Annotated in this window: 24 protein-coding genes and 1 pseudogene; 14 read left to right on the top strand and 11 right to left on the bottom strand. The window is 45.1% G+C overall.

Going from position 1 to position 19,427, the window contains the following annotated elements; all coding sequences use genetic code 11:
• The first annotated feature begins 6 nt into the window (after positions 1–6).
• Genes THEBA_RS09570 through THEBA_RS09555 form a run of 4 tightly spaced genes read left to right on the top strand, consistent with a single transcriptional unit; the run spans position 7 to position 3,555 of the window.
• The gene (locus THEBA_RS09570; protein ID WP_014731356.1) at positions 7–891 is read left to right on the top strand and encodes a carbohydrate ABC transporter permease; all 885 of its coding nucleotides are present in this window, start codon (positions 7–9) and stop codon (positions 889–891) included.
• Positions 888–1,706, top strand: coding sequence for a carbohydrate ABC transporter permease (locus THEBA_RS09565; protein ID WP_014731355.1), 819 nt, complete (start codon positions 888–890; stop codon positions 1,704–1,706). Before THEBA_RS09570 ends, THEBA_RS09565 begins: the two co-directional genes overlap by 4 nt.
• A gap of 12 nt (positions 1,707–1,718) precedes the next feature.
• Positions 1,719–2,600: a glycoside hydrolase family 130 protein gene (locus THEBA_RS09560; protein ID WP_014731354.1), complete on the top strand. Its 882-nt coding sequence runs from the start codon at positions 1,719–1,721 to the stop codon at positions 2,598–2,600.
• Positions 2,601–2,604: 4 nt separating this feature from the next.
• Positions 2,605–3,555, top strand: a complete 951-nt coding sequence (locus THEBA_RS09555; protein WP_014731353.1) for a glycoside hydrolase family 130 protein — start codon at positions 2,605–2,607, stop codon at positions 3,553–3,555.
• 9 nt (positions 3,556–3,564) lie between these two features.
• Here THEBA_RS09555 and THEBA_RS09550 read toward each other — a convergent pair whose 3' ends face one another.
• Genes THEBA_RS09550 through trpS form a run of 4 tightly spaced genes read right to left on the bottom strand, consistent with a single transcriptional unit; the run spans position 3,565 to position 6,536 of the window.
• Positions 3,565–4,341 (bottom strand): pseudouridine synthase, encoded by a 777-nt coding sequence (locus THEBA_RS09550; protein WP_121526744.1) that lies wholly within the window; start codon positions 4,339–4,341, stop codon positions 3,565–3,567.
• Entirely contained in the window at positions 4,223–4,861 is a 639-nt protein-coding gene (gene scpB, locus THEBA_RS09545; RefSeq protein ID WP_014731351.1) for an SMC-Scp complex subunit ScpB, read from the bottom strand. The genes THEBA_RS09550 and scpB overlap by 119 nt, the downstream gene beginning before the upstream one ends.
• Positions 4,858–5,550, bottom strand: coding sequence for a segregation and condensation protein A (locus tag THEBA_RS09540; RefSeq protein ID WP_014731350.1), 693 nt, complete (start codon positions 5,548–5,550; stop codon positions 4,858–4,860). Before THEBA_RS09540 ends, scpB begins: the two co-directional genes overlap by 4 nt.
• 2 nt (positions 5,551–5,552) lie before the next feature.
• Positions 5,553–6,536 (bottom strand): tryptophan--tRNA ligase, encoded by a 984-nt coding sequence (gene trpS / locus THEBA_RS09535; protein ID WP_014731349.1) that lies wholly within the window; start codon positions 6,534–6,536, stop codon positions 5,553–5,555.
• 144 nt (positions 6,537–6,680) lie between these two features.
• On the opposite strand from trpS, the gene THEBA_RS09530 reads away from it, so the two are divergent.
• Positions 6,681–7,274, top strand: coding sequence for a DUF4897 domain-containing protein (locus THEBA_RS09530; protein ID WP_014731348.1), 594 nt, complete (start codon positions 6,681–6,683; stop codon positions 7,272–7,274).
• A complete protein-coding gene (locus THEBA_RS09525; protein WP_014731347.1) occupies positions 7,267–8,022 on the top strand; it encodes an NAD-dependent protein deacylase in 756 nt (251 codons plus the stop codon). Before THEBA_RS09530 ends, THEBA_RS09525 begins: the two co-directional genes overlap by 8 nt.
• Here THEBA_RS09525 and prmC read toward each other — a convergent pair.
• From prmC to THEBA_RS09500, 5 genes are read right to left on the bottom strand one after another with little or no spacing between them, the layout of a single operon-like run.
• On the bottom strand, positions 7,997–8,830 hold the full coding sequence (gene prmC / locus THEBA_RS09520; RefSeq protein ID WP_014731346.1) for a peptide chain release factor N(5)-glutamine methyltransferase: 834 nt from the start codon (positions 8,828–8,830) through the stop codon (positions 7,997–7,999). The two genes, THEBA_RS09525 and prmC, sit on opposite strands and share 26 nt — an antisense overlap.
• A complete protein-coding gene (locus THEBA_RS09515) occupies positions 8,827–9,129 on the bottom strand; it encodes a metal-sulfur cluster assembly factor (protein WP_014731345.1) in 303 nt (100 codons plus the stop codon). Before THEBA_RS09515 ends, prmC begins: the two co-directional genes overlap by 4 nt.
• 1 nt (position 9,130) lies before the next feature.
• On the bottom strand, positions 9,131–10,150 hold the full coding sequence (locus THEBA_RS09510) for a SurA N-terminal domain-containing protein (protein WP_014731344.1): 1,020 nt from the start codon (positions 10,148–10,150) through the stop codon (positions 9,131–9,133).
• Positions 10,147–10,932, bottom strand: coding sequence for a nucleoside triphosphate pyrophosphohydrolase (gene mazG, locus THEBA_RS09505; protein ID WP_014731343.1), 786 nt, complete (start codon positions 10,930–10,932; stop codon positions 10,147–10,149). Before mazG ends, THEBA_RS09510 begins: the two co-directional genes overlap by 4 nt.
• The gene (locus tag THEBA_RS09500) at positions 10,929–11,654 is read right to left on the bottom strand and encodes a ribonuclease HII (protein ID WP_014731342.1); all 726 of its coding nucleotides are present in this window, start codon (positions 11,652–11,654) and stop codon (positions 10,929–10,931) included. The genes mazG and THEBA_RS09500 overlap by 4 nt, the downstream gene beginning before the upstream one ends.
• Positions 11,655–11,810: 156 nt before the next feature.
• Here THEBA_RS09500 and THEBA_RS09495 point away from each other — a divergent pair, with 156 nt between their 5' ends.
• The 8 genes and pseudogenes from THEBA_RS09495 (at position 11,811) to THEBA_RS09465 (ending at position 17,698) form a co-directional block, all read left to right on the top strand.
• Complete coding sequence (locus THEBA_RS09495) at positions 11,811–12,269, top strand: MarR family winged helix-turn-helix transcriptional regulator (RefSeq protein ID WP_014731341.1); 459 nt, start codon at positions 11,811–11,813, stop codon at positions 12,267–12,269.
• A gap of 16 nt (positions 12,270–12,285) precedes the next feature.
• Positions 12,286–12,951, top strand: coding sequence for an LptA/OstA family protein (locus THEBA_RS09490; RefSeq protein WP_014731340.1), 666 nt, complete (start codon positions 12,286–12,288; stop codon positions 12,949–12,951).
• A gap of 15 nt (positions 12,952–12,966) precedes the next feature.
• Positions 12,967–14,235 carry a serine--tRNA ligase gene (serS, locus tag THEBA_RS09485; protein WP_014731339.1) on the top strand — a complete coding sequence of 423 codons (1,269 nt, stop codon included), beginning with the start codon at positions 12,967–12,969 and terminating at the stop codon, positions 14,233–14,235.
• A complete protein-coding gene (locus tag THEBA_RS09480) occupies positions 14,236–14,922 on the top strand; it encodes an RsmE family RNA methyltransferase (protein ID WP_014731338.1) in 687 nt (228 codons plus the stop codon).
• A 9-nt stretch (positions 14,923–14,931) separates the two neighbouring features.
• Positions 14,932–15,861 carry a 1-phosphofructokinase family hexose kinase gene (locus THEBA_RS09475; protein WP_014731337.1) on the top strand — a complete coding sequence of 310 codons (930 nt, stop codon included), beginning with the start codon at positions 14,932–14,934 and terminating at the stop codon, positions 15,859–15,861.
• Positions 15,862–16,277: 416 nt separating this feature from the next.
• A complete protein-coding gene (locus THEBA_RS09470) occupies positions 16,278–16,658 on the top strand; it encodes a DUF4332 domain-containing protein (RefSeq protein ID WP_310793751.1) in 381 nt (126 codons plus the stop codon).
• Positions 16,659–16,942: 284 nt separating this feature from the next.
• Positions 16,943–17,155: pseudogene (locus THEBA_RS14095) on the top strand (helix-turn-helix domain-containing protein); the annotation flags it as partial.
• Between the two features lie 72 nt (positions 17,156–17,227).
• A complete protein-coding gene (locus THEBA_RS09465; protein WP_041928193.1) occupies positions 17,228–17,698 on the top strand; it encodes a GyrI-like domain-containing protein in 471 nt (156 codons plus the stop codon).
• A gap of 42 nt (positions 17,699–17,740) precedes the next feature.
• On the opposite strand, the gene THEBA_RS09460 is transcribed toward THEBA_RS09465, so the two are convergent.
• Both THEBA_RS09460 and THEBA_RS09455 read right to left on the bottom strand, forming a co-directional pair.
• The gene (locus tag THEBA_RS09460) at positions 17,741–19,078 is read right to left on the bottom strand and encodes a cyclic 2,3-diphosphoglycerate synthase (protein WP_014731336.1); all 1,338 of its coding nucleotides are present in this window, start codon (positions 19,076–19,078) and stop codon (positions 17,741–17,743) included.
• A 142-nt stretch (positions 19,079–19,220) separates the two neighbouring features.
• Positions 19,221–19,421: a hypothetical protein gene (locus THEBA_RS09455; protein ID WP_006488272.1), complete on the bottom strand. Its 201-nt coding sequence runs from the start codon at positions 19,419–19,421 to the stop codon at positions 19,221–19,223.
• Between the last annotated feature and the right edge of the window lie 6 nt (positions 19,422–19,427).

Raw genomic sequence — 19,427 nt, 5'->3', positions numbered from 1 at the left:
GGGTGATTGAGAGTGAGGAAGAGACTGAAAACCATCGATGCAATAAAGGGCTGGTCTCTGTCTGGGGGATATTTGGTATACACGGCAATATTCTGGGGTTACCCATTTGTGTGGCTTGTTATACTTGCTTTGTCAAAATGGAACTACTTCACCCCAAGGAAGTTCATCTGGTTTGACAACTTCATAGAACTATTTCAGGACGAAATGTTCTGGAGAGTTTTCTTCAATACATTTAACTTCATGCTGTACTTCATCCCCATGGTTCTCGGTCTTTCCTTACTCTTTGCCCTTGGATTGAAGAGAGTCAAGCTATTCCGAACGTTTTTCATACTCGCATTTCTCGTAGCAAATGTCTCATCGGGAGTGGCATATTCCATAATTTTTCAGAAGCTCTTCGCGATAAACGGCCCCTTGAATGGATTAACAAGAGCAATTTTTGGAATTACGGTTCCCTGGTTCAGCAGTCCTCAACTGGCCACTCTTTCAATAGCGATCATGGTCACATGGAAATTCATAGGATACTACGGTCTAATACTCTTTTCCGGTCTTCAGGCAATCCCGGAGAGCCTTTACGAGGCCGCAGAACTTGATGGGGCCGGAAAGATGACAAAGTTCTTCAGGATAACTCTACCTTTGATAAACCCGTCGATTGTCATGGTACTGGTTCTCTCTCTTACTCTGACTTTCGGAATATTCACGGAACCTTTCTTGATTACTGGAGGGGGACCAATGAGAACTACATACACATTTCAAATGCTGATTTATACGACAGCCTTCCAGAAGATCAACCCGGGGTACGCTTCAACACTGGCTATAGTTGTTGCATTACTTAGCTATGGCTGTGTATTGCTTACAAGGAAGCTGATCGAGAGGGAGGTGGAGATTGTATGAAGAAGGTCCCGACAATAATCCTTTATGTATTTCTTTTTGCCGCCTCAATACTTTGGATTTATCCTTATGTATGGATGCTTCTCTCATCGTTCAAACCAACCAATGAGATTTATTCAGGTTTTCTTCCAAGTCAGTTTACTCTGGACAATTACAGATTCATTCTTGAGGCCGCAGACAAGATGGAGAGACCATTTATTCAGGCTCTTGGCAATTCAATCTTCATTTCGGTTACAGTTACCCTCGGTGTCCTAGTATCTTCAGCGCTTGTTGGCTTCGCCCTTTCAAGGCTTAACTTCAAGGGAAGAAACGCCGTATTCAACTTCATAATCTTTCAGATGATCTTTCCGGGATTTTTATTCATAGTTCCACTGTACGTTCTTATTAAAAATCTGGGTCTTATAGACACTAGAACGGCATTGATTCTACCTTCACTCGTCTCTGCTTGGGGAGTCTTCATGTTTACACAGTCGTTCAGAGCAGTTCCCAACGAATACCTGGAAGCGGCCAGAATGGATGGAGCCAATGATCTATGGATAATCACCAAGGTATTGGTTCCACTGACAAGCTCAACTGTATCGATCGTAGGTCTCTTCACTTTCATAGGAATATGGGATAATTTCATGTGGCCACTGATTGTGGTAAGCGACTATTCGAAGATGCCTCTCTCTGTACTACTTGCAAGTTTTAATATGCAGTACGGGAGTTATCTGGGTCCAGTCCTGGCCGGTTCTGTATTGCAAACAATGCCGATGGTAGTAATATTTCTGGTGTTCAGAAAGTACTTTCTTCAGGGAATCTCTATGTCATTGAAATGAGGAGTGAGAGTTGTGATCAAACTAGAAAGACATCCGTTAAATCCCCTATTTTCTCCGATCTCGCAACATCATTGGGAATCCAAGTATGTTTTCAACTGCGCCGTTATAAAACGCCAAGGATTGTTTCACATGATTTATAGGGCTCAGGGCGAAGATATGGTTTCGAGAATGGGATACGCCGTTTCATTAGATGGTGTTAGATTCAACCGCCTCGAAAAACCGGTCTTCACTCCAGGGAGTCAGTGGGAGCTTTATGGTGTAGAAGATCCAAGGCTTACAGAAATTGAAGGAAAAGTCTATATGCAGTACACGGCCTACTCTCCAAAAGGCGTACGAATATCTATGGCTTCGACTACCGACTTTCTCAGGTGGGAACGTCACGGAGTGATAATCCCGGATGTAAATAACAAAGATGCTGCGCTATTCCCGGCGAAAGTAAAAGGTCGATATCTCATGTTCCATAGGATCGAACCCGACATGTATCTGGCGTATTCGGAAGATCTGAGGACCTGGACGGAATTCACCCCGATAGCCGGTCCAAGATCTGGTAAGTGGGACAACCTTAAAATCGGCGTGGGGGCCCCGCCAATAGAGACTGAATATGGTTGGCTAGTCCTTTATCACGGAGTAGAAAATACTGCAAGTCCAACTTATAGACTTGGATTTATGCTCCTTGATCTGGAGAATCCCGAGAAAGTTGTAAAGAGGAGTGATGAACCGATCCTTGAACCGGAAGAAGAGTGGGAGATTTTCGGAGGTGTCCCCAACGTTGTGTTCTCCGATGCGATGGTGGAACATGAAGAAAAGTACTTTGTCTACTATGGCGCAGCCGATAACCATATCGCTCTTGCCACAATTGACAAAGAGACGGTGGTAAACTGGATAAGGAGTTGATTTGATGAAAAGATCTTTGGTAATTGTGCTGCTTTTCTCATGTGTAATTGGCGTTGCCGTTTCGATAGATTTCGAATCTCTATACACCATGGAGAGAGCTTCTGATTTTCCGCTTCTTATGCCACAGGGGATCGAATGGGAAAGCAAAGCGGTTTTTAATCCGGCCGCCATAATGGTAGACTCTACAATTTACCTTCTCTACAGATCGGAAGACTGGAGTGGCACGGGTAGATGGAACGGCACATCCAGAATCGGCCTTGCGAAGTCCACCGATGGGTTTGAATTTACAAGAGAGCCTTCCCCCCTTATATACCCAACAGAACCATATGAAATCCCAGGTGGATGCGAAGATCCCCGTATCGTTAAGATTGACGACCTGTACATCCTTACTTACACGGGATACGATGGAGGAAAGGCTAGGCTTTGCATCGCAACTTCAAAGGACTTTGCAGAATGGGAAAAGCTGGGACCGGTATTCAAAGATGACACTTGGTCAAAGTCCGGTGCTATAGTACCTGCGAAGATCGACAACAAGTACTACATGTATTTTGGTGATTCCTCAATAAAACTCGCTTACTCCACAGACCTGAAGAACTGGACAATTTTCCCCAGACCCGTCATGGAACCAAGACAGGGAAGTTTCGATAGCAGGTTGATTGAACCGGGGCCAGCGCCAATCATTACTGACGAAGGGATTCTGTTGATATATAACAGTGCTGATTTCTCCACGATTTATAGACCTGGAGCTGCTTTGTTTGATATCGAGAATCCCAGAAAGATTATCAAGAGAACCGACAAACCTCTTGCAGAACCGGAACTTTCCTGGGAGAAACAAGGGCAGGTTCCAAACGTAATATTCATAGAAGGGGCTGTGATTAAAGAAGATAGACTCATACTATACTACGGCGCGGCCGATACATATATAGGGGCTTTCGTCGTCGATCTAACCGACTAGTCTTTAACTCTAACTCCCAAAATTATTCTTTCTCTGAGCTTTCTTCGGGGCCTTGCGATGGGCCCCGTTTTCCAGTAATGCGATCTCTTTGCGGCTCAAACGTTTGATGTCGCCGGGACTGGGAACGAGAGATATGCTCAAAGGACCTATGGATACTCTAACAAGGCTCGATACAGACTTGTTTAATACCCTAAAGATCTCCCGAATCTCTCTCTTATGACCCTCATGAATGGTAATCGCATACTTCGAAAAGTCGCCGTCGCTTCTCACAAGCCTTATCTTTGCAGGCGACGTCTTGAATCCATCCCCGAGCGTCAACCCACCCTTCACAGCTTCAAGATCGCGATCGGTCAATTTTCCCTTTATTCCTACTACATAGGTTTTCTCGATCTCCGATGCCGGATGGGAAACAAGATTGGAAAGATCACCGTCATTCGTCATGAGTATCAGACCGCAGCTGTCCTGATCCAGTCTTCCGACATGAAATACCCTTTCTTTTATTCGATCTGAGACTAGATCGGAGAGCGTCTTTCTTCCGCGATCATCACTCATGGCACTCAGGTATCCTATTGGCTTATTGACGAGATAAACCACTTTCTCTTCACTAGAGAAAATCAGTCTATTTCCGTCAAGAAGAATCTCCGAACTCTCGGAAAAAACGTCAAGCCTAGGGTAAGTCTCGATCCGGCCGTTCACTTTCACTCTCCCGTCCAGAATCGCTTGAGTCGACTTTCTCCTCGACATGTTCGTTATCTGAGAGATTATCTCGTGAAGTTTCAAGATCATCTTCCTCCTTGCTGAAGGCCAAACCGTTTACTATCTCCTTAAGATCATCGACCTGGAACAACTCGTAGAAACGGGAGGTAACTTTGTAGAGATAAGGCCTTCCAGGTAGCCTAGATTTTCTCTTGCTTATGAGCCCCATTTTTGATAACTCCAGGAGCTGTCCCTGAGAGGAACGACCTCTTATAAGTTCTACATCGTTTCTTGTAAGCGGGCCCTTAACCGCGACTATCGCAAGGGACTCCATCTGGGTATCTGTGATGCTTACTAAAGGTCTTACAGATATCTGACTTACAAATGACTGAATTGAGGCTTTAGTATAGAACCTGAGTTTGCCGTTGACGGATTTGATCATAACTCCGTGTTCATGACCTCCGTATTCTCTTTCCAGCTCCTCCAGGAGAAGCATTACCTGGTTTAGTTTCATGCCCGTGATCGCAGCGATTCTCGATGGCTCGATTCCGCTTCTTGCTGAGAATATCAGCGCTTCAATTATCGCCTTTTTTGTCAGTTCCTCGCTCACGAAGCCTTCCTCCTGAGAGTTAGAGGTTCTACCGTGTCAAGATAGTATCTGTTCAATTTCAACAGCTCAAGTACTGCAAGAAAGGAGACGATGATTTCCGACCTGCTTTCGAGACTCATTAGAAATTTGTATAGCTCTATCGTCTCGTATAGCTGCTCTATCTGAAGCATTCGATCTTCGACGTTGATACTTTCCGAGACAATCGTATAGACTCTATCTCTCAGAACCGTCTCTTTGAGGATAGCCTTGAAGGCCTCCGTCAGTTCCTCGGGGAGATCTTCCTTCCTTTTCTGATCGACCGTCGGTTTTGCCGTAGCTCTTTCGTAGCTGTAAGCATCGTAGAGCTTGACCCGAAATTCTTTGGAAAGGTCCTTGAGAGCTTTATACTCTTCTACTCTCCTGTAAAGTTCCTTTCTCTGATTGTCAAATGTTTCGGCTTCGCCGCCACTCATTCTTGGGAGAAGCGCTTTAGACTTCATTTCCATAAGGGTTGAAGCCATGACGAGGAAATCAGATGTGACGACCATGTCCAGAGATTTCATCTTGTTGACGTGTGTTATGAACTCATCTGCTATGACAGTGATTGGAATTGAGCGTATATCCACCCGATGTTTTCTAACAAGAAAAACCAGTAGATCAAGCGGTCCTTCAAATTCCGGGAAACTGAAGACCAGTTCGAGTTGTTCCATCTTCACCACCCCAACTTCGTTGCTTCAATAACCCTTTTCATTGTCCCTTTTGCAACCTCTCTAGCTTTCTTATTGCCATCTTCGATTATTTCGAAAAGCTCATCTGAATTCTCTTTTAGATGAGAGAGTTTTTCCCAGACGGGAGAAAGCCTTTGAACTAGATTCTTATGAAGAAGTCTCTTGCACTCGATGCAACCGATTCCCGCCGTCTTGCAACCCTCAACAACCCATCTCTTTTCTTCATCAGAGGTAGTGAATGCTTTGTGGTAATCCCAGACCGGGCATTTTTCAGGGTCTCCCCGATCAGTCCTTCTCATTCTTGCCGGATCGGTCATCATTGGAGCTATCATTTTCCATAGCTCTTTCTCATCTGTGTCTATTAGGATATAGTTTCCGTAGCTCTTAGACATCTTCCTGCCATCCGTTCCGGGAAGCTTTGGAACCTTTGCGAGAATCGGTTCCGGCTCAGGGAAGACCTCGGCAAACTGATTGTTGAATTTTCTGGCGATCTCCCTTGTCAACTCCACGTGATATATCTGATCCTCACCGACTGGAACTCCTGTGGCAAGATACATTAGAATATCTGCGGCCTGAAGAACAGGGTACAGTAAGAATCCGCCGCTTGAAAGATCTCTGTCTGTTATCTGTTCCTTTTGATCCTTGTAAGTGGGTACTCGTTCAAGCCTTGAAACCGATACGAGCATCGAGAAATAAAGAAAGAGCTCTGCATGCTCCTTTATTGCAGACTGAATGAAGAGAACAGATTTCTCTGGGTCGAGACCTGCCGAAACGTATGTTCTCACTATATCAAGACTCCAATCGTAAAAAGAAGAGGTTTCGTCTATATGGGAAGTAAGTCCGTGCCAGTTAGCCACAAAGTAAAAGCATTCGTTCCCTTGGTCTTGCAGTTCTTTCCACTTCTCCAGAGTGATAAAATTACCGAGGTGAAGTCTGCCTGTAGACCGCATACCGCTAAGAATTCGCAATGAAATCCCTCCAAACCGGAAATTCGAAATAAAAACCTATACCGATCGTCAAAGGCAAATGAAAAGCTTTGTACAATGTATTTTAGCACAGAATGATGTTATCATATTCTCAGAATCAATCTAATAATCGTCAGGAGGTTTTAAATGAAATTCAATACCCTTCTTATCATACTTGTTGTTGTCATGGTTGGAATGACCGCAATAAATATGTTTATGGCATTCAACAACAGGCTGGACATAGATACCCTGTCATCAACCAGCAACTATTCATATGACTACGAGGGACGGGCGACACTTGACATCGAGACAGAGATAATCTTCAATAAACCAGACCAGATGACTCAGTTTCTCGAGCAGTATGATAAGCCTCAGGAAGAACAACTGGCCGACTTTCAGGAATCGATGACTCAGTTTTCGGAAAGCTTCGACAGACTGATGTTAGTAGAGAGCTTCCAGTCAACGGCAACTGTTCTGAGTTCCAACAGAGTTAAAGTAGTCGAACATGCTGTTATCGCAGGCTTTGCAGCGGTTGAAAATGGTGTTGTTAATACCGACATGGGAGACATGGAGTTCGACCTTACAGGTGATGCCTATTCCTTAACAATTTCAATACCGACCGACGCAAAGGTAATTAATCTAGATCCAGCTCCAACCGTAGCCGCAGATGGAAATGAATTCATATGGACTAATACGGGCAAGACTATCTTCCCGAAGATTCAATTCTCGAGAGGTGAGTAGACTAAGTCAAGAAGCAAGGAACTTCATTTCACTGATAAGAGAATCGACCTGCACTTCTGTACTAACGGGGGCAGGTATATCTGTCGCTAGCGGCATTCCCGACTTCAGAAGTCCGGGAGGTCTATATAGCAAGATTTCTCCGGACATCTTCGAGCTAAGCTCTTTCATTGAAGATCCGGCAAGGTACTATAGAGTAGCAAAGGAGAGAATACACACTATGTCGGACGTAAGCCCAAACGCTACTCACATTCTCCTCACCAGACTACAAACCCTGGGTCTAATTGAGACGATAATCACGCAAAATATCGATGGACTTCAACAGAAGTCTGGGGCAGAAGAAGTTGTGGAGCTACACGGGACCGTTTCCGAATTCGAATGCATGCAGTGTAAGAGACGGTTTACAAGGAAAGAAGTCGAGTTATTGCTTGAAAGATCCGATGTTCCTAGATGTGATTGCGGTGGCCTGATCAAGCCAAGCATCGTTTTCTTCGGAGAAATGCTACCCCAGGATGCAATAAGAAGAGCCGAGAATGCTGCTTTGAAGTCCGATCTCTTTATAGCTATGGGATCCTCCTTGATGGTTTACCCCGCCGCTCAGTTTCCAGTAATTGCAAAATCCTCAGGTGCCAGAGTCGCGATTGTCAACAGAGATGAAACTGGCCTTGATTACCTTGCCGACTACATATTCTCAGTTGAACTTGAAAGCTTTTCAGAGGAAGCTCTCAGACTTCTGGACGAAGAATCATGAAACGGTAATTTCCAGACAAATCCTTTTTGAATTCACAGGAATATCCATTAAGATCAGAAACTAACTCTCTTAATCCCTCGGCCTCATACTGAGATATTTCCAGATAAACTTTTTTCCCTGTTGGTAGATATTTTAAAAACTCCCTGTAGAAGTCAAGACCGTCTTTTCCTCCATCCAGAGCAACCATAGGTTCGTACTTCCTCACGTTGATGTCCAGAGAATCTAAATCCCCCGTCCTTACATACGGTGGGTTGGAAACGATGACCTCGACAGAATCTAGAAAGTCATTCAGTCCTGATATGTTGTCACCTTCAATGAATCTAATATTGAATATTCCGTTCGTTCTGGCATTCTTTTCGGCAAGCATGAGAGCATCTCTAGAGATGTCTGTTGCAAAGACCAGTGAAGAAGGAATATTGCGGGCCAAAGCACAGGCTATCGCCCCGCTTCCAGTTCCGATATCGGCGAACACTTTCGAATTCTTCTCTTCGTCGATGACTATCTCAACTAGCTCTTCCGTTTCATTTCGGGGTATCAAAACACTCCTTGTAACCTCAAGCCTGATTCCAAAGAATTCTCTGAATCCTAATACATAGTCGATCGGCTCTCCCTCAACAACTCTTTCCACGGCCTTCATATATTTTGCGCTTAACTTCGATTCGATTTCCTTCTCTCCATCGAGGATCAGATCGGCTTCATTCAAGGAAAGAACTCCCCTAAACAGGGACATCATAACGAAGCGGGAATTCTCTATTCCCGCCTCCGAAAGCTTTCTTTTCGATATATGGATTAGCTCTTGTAGATTCACATTCCCAAGATCTTTCTTACATCGTCGCTAGCCATCTCGGGTGACCATGGTGGATCAAAAGTGAGTTCCATCTTCACATCGCCGATTCCCTCAATCTCGCTGACCTTTCGCCTTGCATCTTCAAGCATCAGTCCGGCAAGAGGACACATAGGCGTCGTCAAAGTCATCTTGACCTTGACATCGTTCTCATTTTCTAGCTCCACTCCATATATCAACCCCAGAGAGACTACATCGAACCCTATTTCGAGATCATATACTTCTCCAAGGGCCTTCATAACGTCTTCTTTTGTCACACTCAACTTATTCTCCTCCACCCGTTTCGTAGTATCTTTTTATGACAGCCTCTTCCTTGAAAGGCTTGAACTCCTGTTCCTGCCAGATTCTCCAGAAAAGATCCTTTTTTTCCGAAATCAATATCCCCTGTATTTCTTCCCTAACATCTTCAATGCCCTTTGCTCCTGCAGGAGAATATGATTCGAGATAGATTACCGCGTACTTATTGTCAAGAGTCACCACGGAAGAAAGCAACTCACCTTCTGTCGGTTTGAAAAGCGATTTCACAAGTTCGGGATTCAGCGCCTCGATTTCTTCTCTCGTATAACTCCCGGACTGCACTTCCGGGAAAGTATCCAAAACCGAAGAAGGGTTAGCATCCCTGGATGCAGCTTTCCAAACCGAATAGGCTTCCGAGAAGGAATCAAAGAGAAGCACCTTCATGTCGGCCCTCTCTTCTTCTACAGCATATCTCGAAGAATTGGCCAGATAGTACTGCTCTATCTCCTCTTCAGTGACTGTCGCATTCACTGTAACGGCTTCATACAGGGAACTTAGAACCTCTTTGTAAGCGAGATCTCTGACCACCTTCGCCTCATAGGAGCTTAATCCGTCGATGTAACCTTTGAGAACGTAGAAAAGGTCCGCATCCGACTTCTCAATCTGAAGTTCGGTGAGTGTGTCCATGATTGACTTACTTACTACTTCCCTTAAAGCCTCGATATCGGCTTCGATCCCAACCTCTTTTGCATACTGAATTAGAAGAGTCTCTTCAATAAGAGCTTCCAGAGAATTTCTTTCGTATTCCTCTAGCAGTTTCTGACCCGCTTCAGTATTGAGGAGCATTTCCGAAAAAAGAGGATCTACCTCTTCTATTCTCTTCGATATCTCGGTATAGTTAGGCAAAACCTTCGAAAGGAAAGTATCCATGGTGATGATCTCACCGTTAACCTCGGCGGCTATACCTGTTTCAGAAAGGGTTTCCGTCTGCGAAAGCGCTACTGCAGTGATCAATAATAATATCAGGGCAGCGATAAACTTCTTCAATTTGTACCCTCCTTCGCTATTTCCCACAGGTGATTCAACTCATCTATGGTCATATTGTTGATATCAAGGCCATGCTTCTCAATATGACTCTCCATTTCATGGAAACGGTTCAAGAATTTCTCTGTTGATTTTCTCAAAGCCACTTCGGGATCAACATCAAGGAATCTAGATAGATTCGTGACCGTGAAGAGAACATCTCCTATCTCCTCTTCGATCTTTTTTTTGTCCTTTTCGACTATCGCGCTGTCCAGCTCTTCTATCTCTTCATTCAATTTTTCGCGGGGTCCTTCGATTTCTCCCCAATCAAAACCGACCACGGAAGCGTTCTCCTGAACTCTTCTCGCCAAGCTCAGCGCGGGAAGAGCCTTATTTATCTCACCAATCGAAGAACTCTTTCCCGAATCTTTAGCTTTTTCCTTTGCCTTTATTTCCTCCCACTGACGATATGAGTAACCCTCCGAATCTGAAAAGACGTGGGGATGCCTTCTAATTAACTTGTCCGTCAAAACCTGTAGAACATCCGTTATCGTGAAGGCCTTTCTTTCCATTGCAATCTGCGCATGAAAAACAACCTGCAAAAGGACATCGCCAAGCTCTTCGACCAGCTCCTTATCATCTCCGCCATCGATTGCATCGAGTACCTCGTAAGCTTCTTCGATCAAGTAAGGTTTTAGGGACTGATGAGTTTGCTCTATATCCCATTCACATCCTCCAGGTGACCTCAATATCTTCATTGTCTTAATTAGCCTTAACCATTCACTTCCGTCAAATTCATTCCTCATTTGTCGGCCTCCATAGTCGCCAGCCCCGCTCTGAAAAGCCTGATAAGGCTCACTTCACTCTCATTCGACCAGCGGCTTGCCCTTTCCTTTGTGATCAATTCCCTGACAGGCCTAAATGTCAGTCTGTGCCAGGTGGTCGGTCCATACTTTCTAAGTGCTCTTAGGTGCATATCGGTGCAGTAACCTTTGTGATTTCTATAACCGTACTCGGGATACAAGATGTCCAGTGAATCCATTATTCGATCTCTGAATACCTTTGCCACTATCGAGGCACTCGCAATCGCTGCACTTCTTCGATCGCCACCCACTATGCATTCACCGCTTATATCGAGTCTAAGCGACTTTCCATCAACTATTACATAGTCTGGCTTCCTCGACAAAATCCTCAATGCTCTGTTCATTGCCAACCTGGTAGCCGCAAAGACATTGAGAATATCAACCTCCTCAGGTGAGCAAAGACCGATTCCCACTATAGAATTCTCAAGTATTTGTCCAAACAACAACTCTCTCGTCTTTCTACATAGAGCCTTCGAATCGTACACGCCATCGACGGGATTCAAGACTATAACGGCAGCGGCCACAACAGGACCGGCGAGAGGGCCTCTTCCTGCTTCATCCACCCCCGCAATAACTCTGTGATCAGCTCTGTATGCAGCATCAAATCTCACAAGTTCGGATAGATCTCGTTTGGCCGATTTCATACTGAAATTATACATCACCATTCAGGAGGCTTCAGCACGTGTCTATAAAGGCATCAAAACCTTCGAATGAACAGCTTTAGGTGCAGAATCAGTCTTAACCGGTGCATGGATGATGATATAATGTTTTGAATAGTATCGTTTTCAGTAAACTAATACAAGGGGTTTGGAGGTGCTGTGATGTCCGTTGGTGAAGTCAAAAAGGAAGACGCTGCAATTCTTGAGAAGAACCTAAGAACGATTTCCACGAGAATCAGAAGGGAAGGAAGAAAGGTTTTGAGAGACTTCCCGATCACTCCTGCCCAATTCGATGTCCTTCAGGTGCTTTTTTTTAACGGAGAGAAACGGATGAGTGACATCAGTCGCTGGCTTGGAATAACCAAGAGCACGACAACTGGTCTTGTTAAGAGGCTCATCGACGCTGATCTGGTAGAGCGAAGACGTTCCGATAAAGATAGGAGATCGTACATTATCGACATCTCCGCCGCCGGAAAGACACTAATCGAGAAGGTCATCGACAGAAGGGTGGAGTACTTGAAATCTGTAATGACTGAGATCAAGTCCGATCAGGTGAAAGAACTTGAGGTTATTGTTAAGAACCTTCTCGAAATAATGGACAGCAAGAAAACGAAAGACTAATCGTCTGGAGGTAATTATGAAGAGAAGAACTACCCTGATTATCGGATTGATTGTCATTTTCCTTACCGCAACGATCTTTGCAAGTACCGTGCGAATCAAGGGAGACACAGTGCTTGGATCGCTTCAAAAAGAGGTTTTTACCTTCATCGGGAACGTTTTTATCAATAAGGACGGAGATATTTACGTCGAAACTCCCCTTGCAACGGCCACAAAGGGCGCTACTGATTGGGAGAGCTTCGTAACCGAAGGTGAGACCTTTGTTAGATTCCAGACAGGCGAAGCAACCGCTCTATCCCTCGACTACAATCTGGAGAACTCCACGGGAACTCTTTTCGGAAATGTGGAGGCAGTTATCTATTCAAAGGAAGAGGACGGAAAGGATATATTCATATACGAGACAGAGATTCTTAACTTTGATCAGAAAACGGAATACTATGAAGGTTTTGCTGAAGAAACTGCGGAAGCAACGCCCGAGCTTATCTTCATAAATTACAAGGGAGATTTGAATGTAGACACTCTTTACTTCGAATACTTCGGAGATACCGGCCTTCTGAACCTAAAGGGAAACGTCTTTGTCGATGACTTCAAGAATAGTAGGAAAATCTGGGCCTCCGAACTGATATACGATACGACGGATGATTCATTTGAAGGGAAAAACGTAGAGATAGAGCTTGTTTTTTAGCAGGAGGAAGAAATAATGATTGACGTAAGGTTGATTCGAGAAAACCCCGAAATTGTGAGGAGGGCCCTTGAGTGCAGGCAGATGACCTCGGAGCTGCTGGATGAGATAGTCTATCTGGAATCAAAGAGGAGAGAGGCGCTGCAGGTCGTTGAACAGAAAAAGGCCGAGAGAAACAGTATATCTTCGGAGATTGCCCGAGCCAAAGCTAGCAAAGACGTAAGCCTTTCGCTTTCCCTTATGGAAAGGGCAAAAGAAATCTCATCTGAAGTTAAGGAACTTGATCTCCAAACTTCTCAGATAGAAGAAGAACTGAAGAAAAAGCTTCTCTATCTACCCAATATTCCTTCGTCGACCACACCTGTTGGCAAGAGTGAGGAAGATAACGTCGTCATCAGGATGTGGGGAGAACCGAGAAAGGTCGACTTTGAAATCCGACCTCACTGGGACTACGGCCCGGAAACCGGACTTATAGACTTTGAAAGAGCCGCGAAAATATCTGGAGCGAGATTCACGATTCTTAGAAGAGACTTTGCAAGACTTGAGAGGGCAATAGCTAACTTCATGCTGGACCTCCACCACTCAAAGGGGTACGAGGAAGTAGCTCTGCCTTTCATGGTTAAGAGAGATACTATGCAGGCAACGGGCCAACTACCTAAATTTGAGGAGGAGGCCTACAGAATCGACCCGGACGATATGTTCATGATACCAACTGCAGAGGTCCCACTCGTTTCGCAGCACATGGACGAGATCCTCGAAGGTGACCTGCCCAAAAAGTACACGGCGTACAGTGCATGCTTCAGGAGAGAGGCCGGATCGTACGGAAAGGATGTTCGGGGCATGATAAGAGTTCACCAATTTGACAAGGTTGAGCTTGTCTGGTTCACCCATCCCGATGACTCTTACGATGCTCTTGAAAATCTTACGGCCGATGCTGAAGATGTTCTCAGGAAATTGGAGCTTCCTTACCGGGTAGTCTCTCTTTGTACCGGGGATATTGGGTTTGCCGCGGCAAAGACTTATGATCTTGAAGTTTGGTTGCCTTCTTACAACACTTATAGGGAGATTTCCTCCTGCTCAAACGTTGAGGACTTCCAGCCAAGACGAGCCAACATAAGGTTCAGAGATGTTGACAACAAACTGAAGTTTGTACACTGTTTAAATGGTTCTGGACTGGCCGTTGGAAGGACCCTGGTAGCAATAGTCGAGAACTACCAGAGAAGAGACGGAAAGATCGACGTGCCGAAAGCTCTCGTACCATACATGAGGCAGGAGGTAATTGGTTAATTGCCTAATGCCTTCTTCGTCCTGCCTGAAGACAACAGAGTCATTCTAGACGGCGGTGAAACCAAACATCTGAGAGTGACGAGAGCAAAACCCGGTGATGAACTGACAGGCATTGATGGGAGAGGTACCGTTTACAGATTTCTTCTCGAAGAACTCGGGAAATCATCTGCTTCGGGAACTGTAGTCGAGCGAGAGTACGTTGAGAGAGACGGGAAGAGTATTACTGTAGCCGTGGCAGCGACAAAGTGGCCACGGCTTCATATTTTGATAGAGAAAGCAACCGAACTGGGAGTCGACAGAATCGAGTTGTTCAATAGCCTTAGATCGGTTTCAAGAGTTGATGAAACTAAGCTGACTAAGTTCAATGCGGTCGCAAGGGAAGCGGCCAAGCAGAGTGTTAATCCTTACATTCCCGAGATTACTGTATCCCAGACACTTCCTCTAGAAGGATCATACAACCTGCTTCTGGAATTCGGCGGCAGACCTTTATTAGAAGTGGAAGAAAAACTCGCTTGTGAAAGAAAACTGCGACTGATAGTGGGACCCGAAGGGGGCTTCGCGCCGGAGGAGATAAAAGACATCTCGACCCGATGTACGCCCGTTTCGTTGGGAAGAAGGACTCTGAGAGTCGAGACAAGCGTGATTGTAGTACTCGGAATCATAAACTATCGTCTCGGCAGGATGTAGGAGGTGTAAATGGTGATTTTCTCACTGACTTTGAACGCAGCTCTAGATAGATTCTTATATACAGACGCTCTAATTGAGGACGATACGGTGAGGGTAGATAGAGTCAAAGATTACCCCGCAGGAAAGGGTGTAGACGTATCACGTGTGATAAATGAACTGGGAGGCCATTCGGTCGCTGTAGCTTTCCTTGGAGGTCATACCGGAAAGGTAATAGAAGAGATGCTCGACGATGAGGGAGTCGTTTATGCAACGGTAAGAAGTGAAGAAGAAACAAGGACCAACATTCTCGTACAGACTGGAAGCGGTCAATACAGAATGAGTCTTCCCGGTCCGGTAATATCCGTCAAGGAAGTCTATAAACTGTACAAGACAATCGACGTACTTTTGAGAAAGGACGACTACCTTCTTTTGTGCGGAAGCATACCGGAAGGAGTAAGCAGCGATATCTACGCTCAGCTTTGTTCAAGGATGAGGAAAATTGGAGTCAACGTTTATATCGATTCCGACAAGGAGCCTTTCTCCAAGGGGGTCGAGGCCAAGCCAAGAGGAATAAAGCCAAATATTCACGAACTTCAGAGACTGCTCAATCGCGAGCTAATCGGAGAGATAGATTTTAGAAAGGCCATTTCCGAAGTGTCGAACAAGTATTCAATCGAAGAAATTCTACTGACTATGGGAGCCGAGGGAGCGATTGCATCAGTGAGTGGGGAGTTCTATCGTATTCGGGTACCTAAAGTACCTGTCAAGAGCGGGGTTGGTGCAGGGGATTCTTTCCTGGCGGCATACTGCATGTACAGAGAACTTGGCGAGACGGTGAAAACTGCCTTGAAAATGGCTGGTGCCGCCAGTTCAGCTGCCGTCATGACACCCGGCACAGAGCTTTGTAGATTCGATGATGTAATGAGTCTTGCTTCGAAGATAGCTGTAGAAGCGCTGTAATCGAGACGTTGTATGACCATATACATTCAGTAGCTAAAGAGGGTTTTCTCCAGATCGATTCGGTGTTTTCTCTTCGCAAGAGAGATGAATGGATGATAAAAAACGAAGATTTCATAGCCTTCTTGAAGAGTAAAGGTAAGAGCTAGAATGTTATCAACACAACGTTGTCTGGGGTTGCATCCCTCGAGAAATTCCTTCTTGATTCGAATGAGAAATCAGTTGAAGAGGCAGAAAAAGAGGATATTGAAAGTTTCGCAAAATCGAACCGCAATGACAAGGCCCGTCTGAAGCAAAACTCCGTAGGATAGGCCAGTATTTCAGTTTTCTTTCTGAACCTTCACTCGCAAAATTCGCCCCAGAGCTTCGTGAGAAAGGAATCGCGGCAAAGAGGGAAAGAATGAGAATACACAAATTCCCTGGTACGACACGATAGTAATGGAAAAACTCGCGAAAGCGGGCATATTTGCCACCTATCAAATGATCGAAGTGCCCTTTCACCTGAGCTAAGAGAAAGCCTGGCTGCACGCATCGGGACTGAAATGGAGAAAATACTTGAGTACCTTAAACTCTCGGATCTTTCAAGACTTGGTGGAATGAAAGGAGTTAGGGTGAGGCTATACTGCAATGCAGGATTAGATACCTTGGACAAACTTTCTAACTGGAACCCTGAGGAACTTTGGGCGATGCTGGTCGACTTCGTCAGAAAAACGGGTTTCGAGGGAATACCTCCTCTGCCGAAAGAAGTAAGTAGCACAATAGAAGCGGCTAAGAAGCTTGAAAGGCTTATTGGGTACTGATGTTGGCGTGATTAACGGTTTCGTTCAGCCGAATTGTTTTTGGATTGACTCAGCTTAGAGAAGAAACTCCATCATGATTCTTTCGATCAAAAACAAGCCCTTCCATACTTGTATAATCTTTAAGACGATTATTGCGGAGATGGAGGTGGAAGATGTCCAGAGACACTCCTTTGAAATAGGATTACATCGATTGCGTGAACTCCGTCATAGATTACATTGAGGAGCACCTTTCATCCCCGATAACTCTCGACGATCTCTGCTAAGAAAGCTTCTACTCATCAGTTCATCTTCAGCGGATCTTCTTTCACACTGTGGACAAGATGATAGGCCAGTATCGCAAGGGTAGAAGGTTGAGCGTGGCTGCCGAAAAACTTGCTACAACCTCGATAAGTATTTTGGAGATCGCCTTGCAGTTAGGCTATGATTCGCAGGAATCACTTACCAGAGCATTCAAAAGCAGATACTACGTGAAGCCTGGCAAGTATCGCAGGCTTTGACTCCACTTCGCCGTCACTCAGAAAAAGAGACTGTGCAAAAAAGACCCGATTGGTCTCAAGGGAGGAATAAGAATGGAACCAAAGATCATCCACAAATCGGCGTTCAAAGTCATTGGTCTGAAGTACTACGGAAATGATCCGGCGAACAACTGCCCGAAACTCTGGAGAGATTTAATGGAGAGGCATACCGAGATCGAGAATGTCATATCGGCGAAGGAAAGCTACGGATTGATGTGCACTGGAGAAGAAGACTTCATAGACGGCAAGTTCGACTACATAGCCTCTTTGGCCGTCTCGACTCTGAGAATAATCCCGGAGGGAATGGTTGGGGCAGAAGTGCCTGAGGCAACCTATGCCGTTTTCACTCATACGGGAAAGCTTGACTCACTGCAAAATACCTATGAGTACATCCATGCAAAGTGGTTTCAGAACTTCGAGTATGAACCGATTGTTTTGAACGAGTTTGAACTATATGACAAAAGATTCACAGGGGAAGAAGATTCGGAGTTTGACATCTACATACCGATAGAGAAGAAGCAATAAAAAAGGGGGACTGGATAATCCAGTCCCCGTTTTGCAGATCTACTATATATTGTGCTCCTTAAGGAAGTCTTCTATTATCTCTTCTAGATCGGGCTTCCCTATCTCCTGAAGCTCATAACCGATTCTTACGGCAGGTTTCTTTATGTCGATTACCCTTCTCAGGTCAATCGGAGTTCCAATTATAACAAGATCTACGTCGGCCTTGTTAATGGTCTCCTCTAGCTCTTTCATCTGTTTCTCACCGTATCCCATCGCTGGAAGGATCTGATCCAGGTGGTTGTACTTTTCATATGTTGAAACGAGTGATCCTACTGCATAAGGCCTTGGATCAACTATCTCGGATGCACCAAACTTCTTAGCCGCTACCCATCCCGCACCGTACTTCATTCCACCGTGGGTCAGGGTCGGGCCATCCTCTACGACGAGAACTCTCTTGCCCTTTATTTCGGACGACTTGCCTCCCTCAATGGTTATCGGTGAAGCACCGTCAACTACAATGGCATCGGGATTGAATTTCGCAATATTCCTTCGGACGATGTCGATATCTTCTGGAGAAGCCGTCTCCTCCTTGTTTATAACAACTACATCGGCCATCATAAGATTCGTGAATCCCGGGTAGTATGTAGTCTCGTGACCGGCTCTATGAGGATCGGTTACAGTTATATACAGATCTGTCTTATAAAATGAGAAATCATTGTTTCCGCCGTCCCATATTATTACGTCTACATCCTCTTTTTCAGCTTCTCTGAGAATCGCTTCGTAGTCGACCCCGGCATATATAACGGCATTTCGATCTATATGAGGTTCGTATTCCTCTCTCTCTTCAATAGTGCATTCGTGTTTATCTAGATCCGAATAATCGGCGAATCTCTGGACCTTCTGTTTCACGAGATCTCCATAAGGCATCGGATGTCTGATAGAGACAACCTTCTTCCCCTTGGCTCTCAGGATGTCGAGCACTCTTCTGGTTGTCTGGCTCTTTCCACAGCCCGTCCTAACTGCGCAGATAGAGATTACCGGTTTCGAGGACTTAACCATTGTCTTGCTGGGCCCAAGAAGAATGAAATCCGCACCGTGTGCGTTTGCTATTGCCGCCCTCTCCATGACATATTGATGTGGAAGATCGCTGTATGCGAGAACGACCTGATCGATCTTGTGCTCGTCGATCAATTTGCCGAATTCTTCTTCCGGAACTATCGGAATGCCATTTGGATAGAGTCTGCCTGCGAGTTCCGCAGGATACTTTTTTCCATCGATTCCAGGTATCTGAGTCGCCGTGAAAGCTACTACTTCGAACTCTTCGTTGTCTCTGTAGTAAGTGTTGAAGTTATGAAAGTCTCTTCCGGCAGCGCCGAGAATCAAAACCTTTTTTCTTTCCAATTTCTCCACCTCCATATATATTCCAACTATCCTTTAAAATTCTACATTTAAAAGAGGATCCCTACAAAAAAACCTAATTCCGCCACGAAACGATGAAGACCAAAAGAAGGGATTTTGTGAGCTTATACGTGAGTATGCGTTACTATGCGCCCGTTTGGTCTGCATTGGCTGCAACGATTATGAGAACCCTCGACTTTGCCGAGATCAGCTCATCTTCACCGACAAATCTTCCGTCTACCAGAACAAGAGGAGAGACAGACCCAAGCTGTGTTTCCTCTATCAGTTCACTGAAGGTAAGATCTCTGTCGAAACTCCATCGATTGTTTCCATAGACTACTTCCAAGCTTCG

The organism is Mesotoga prima MesG1.Ag.4.2, from assembly GCF_000147715.2.
Classification (GTDB): Bacteria; Thermotogota; Thermotogae; order Petrotogales; family Kosmotogaceae; genus Mesotoga; species Mesotoga prima.
Note: the sequence above shows the minus strand (reverse complement) of the source record. Positions and strands in the feature narration are given on the sequence as shown.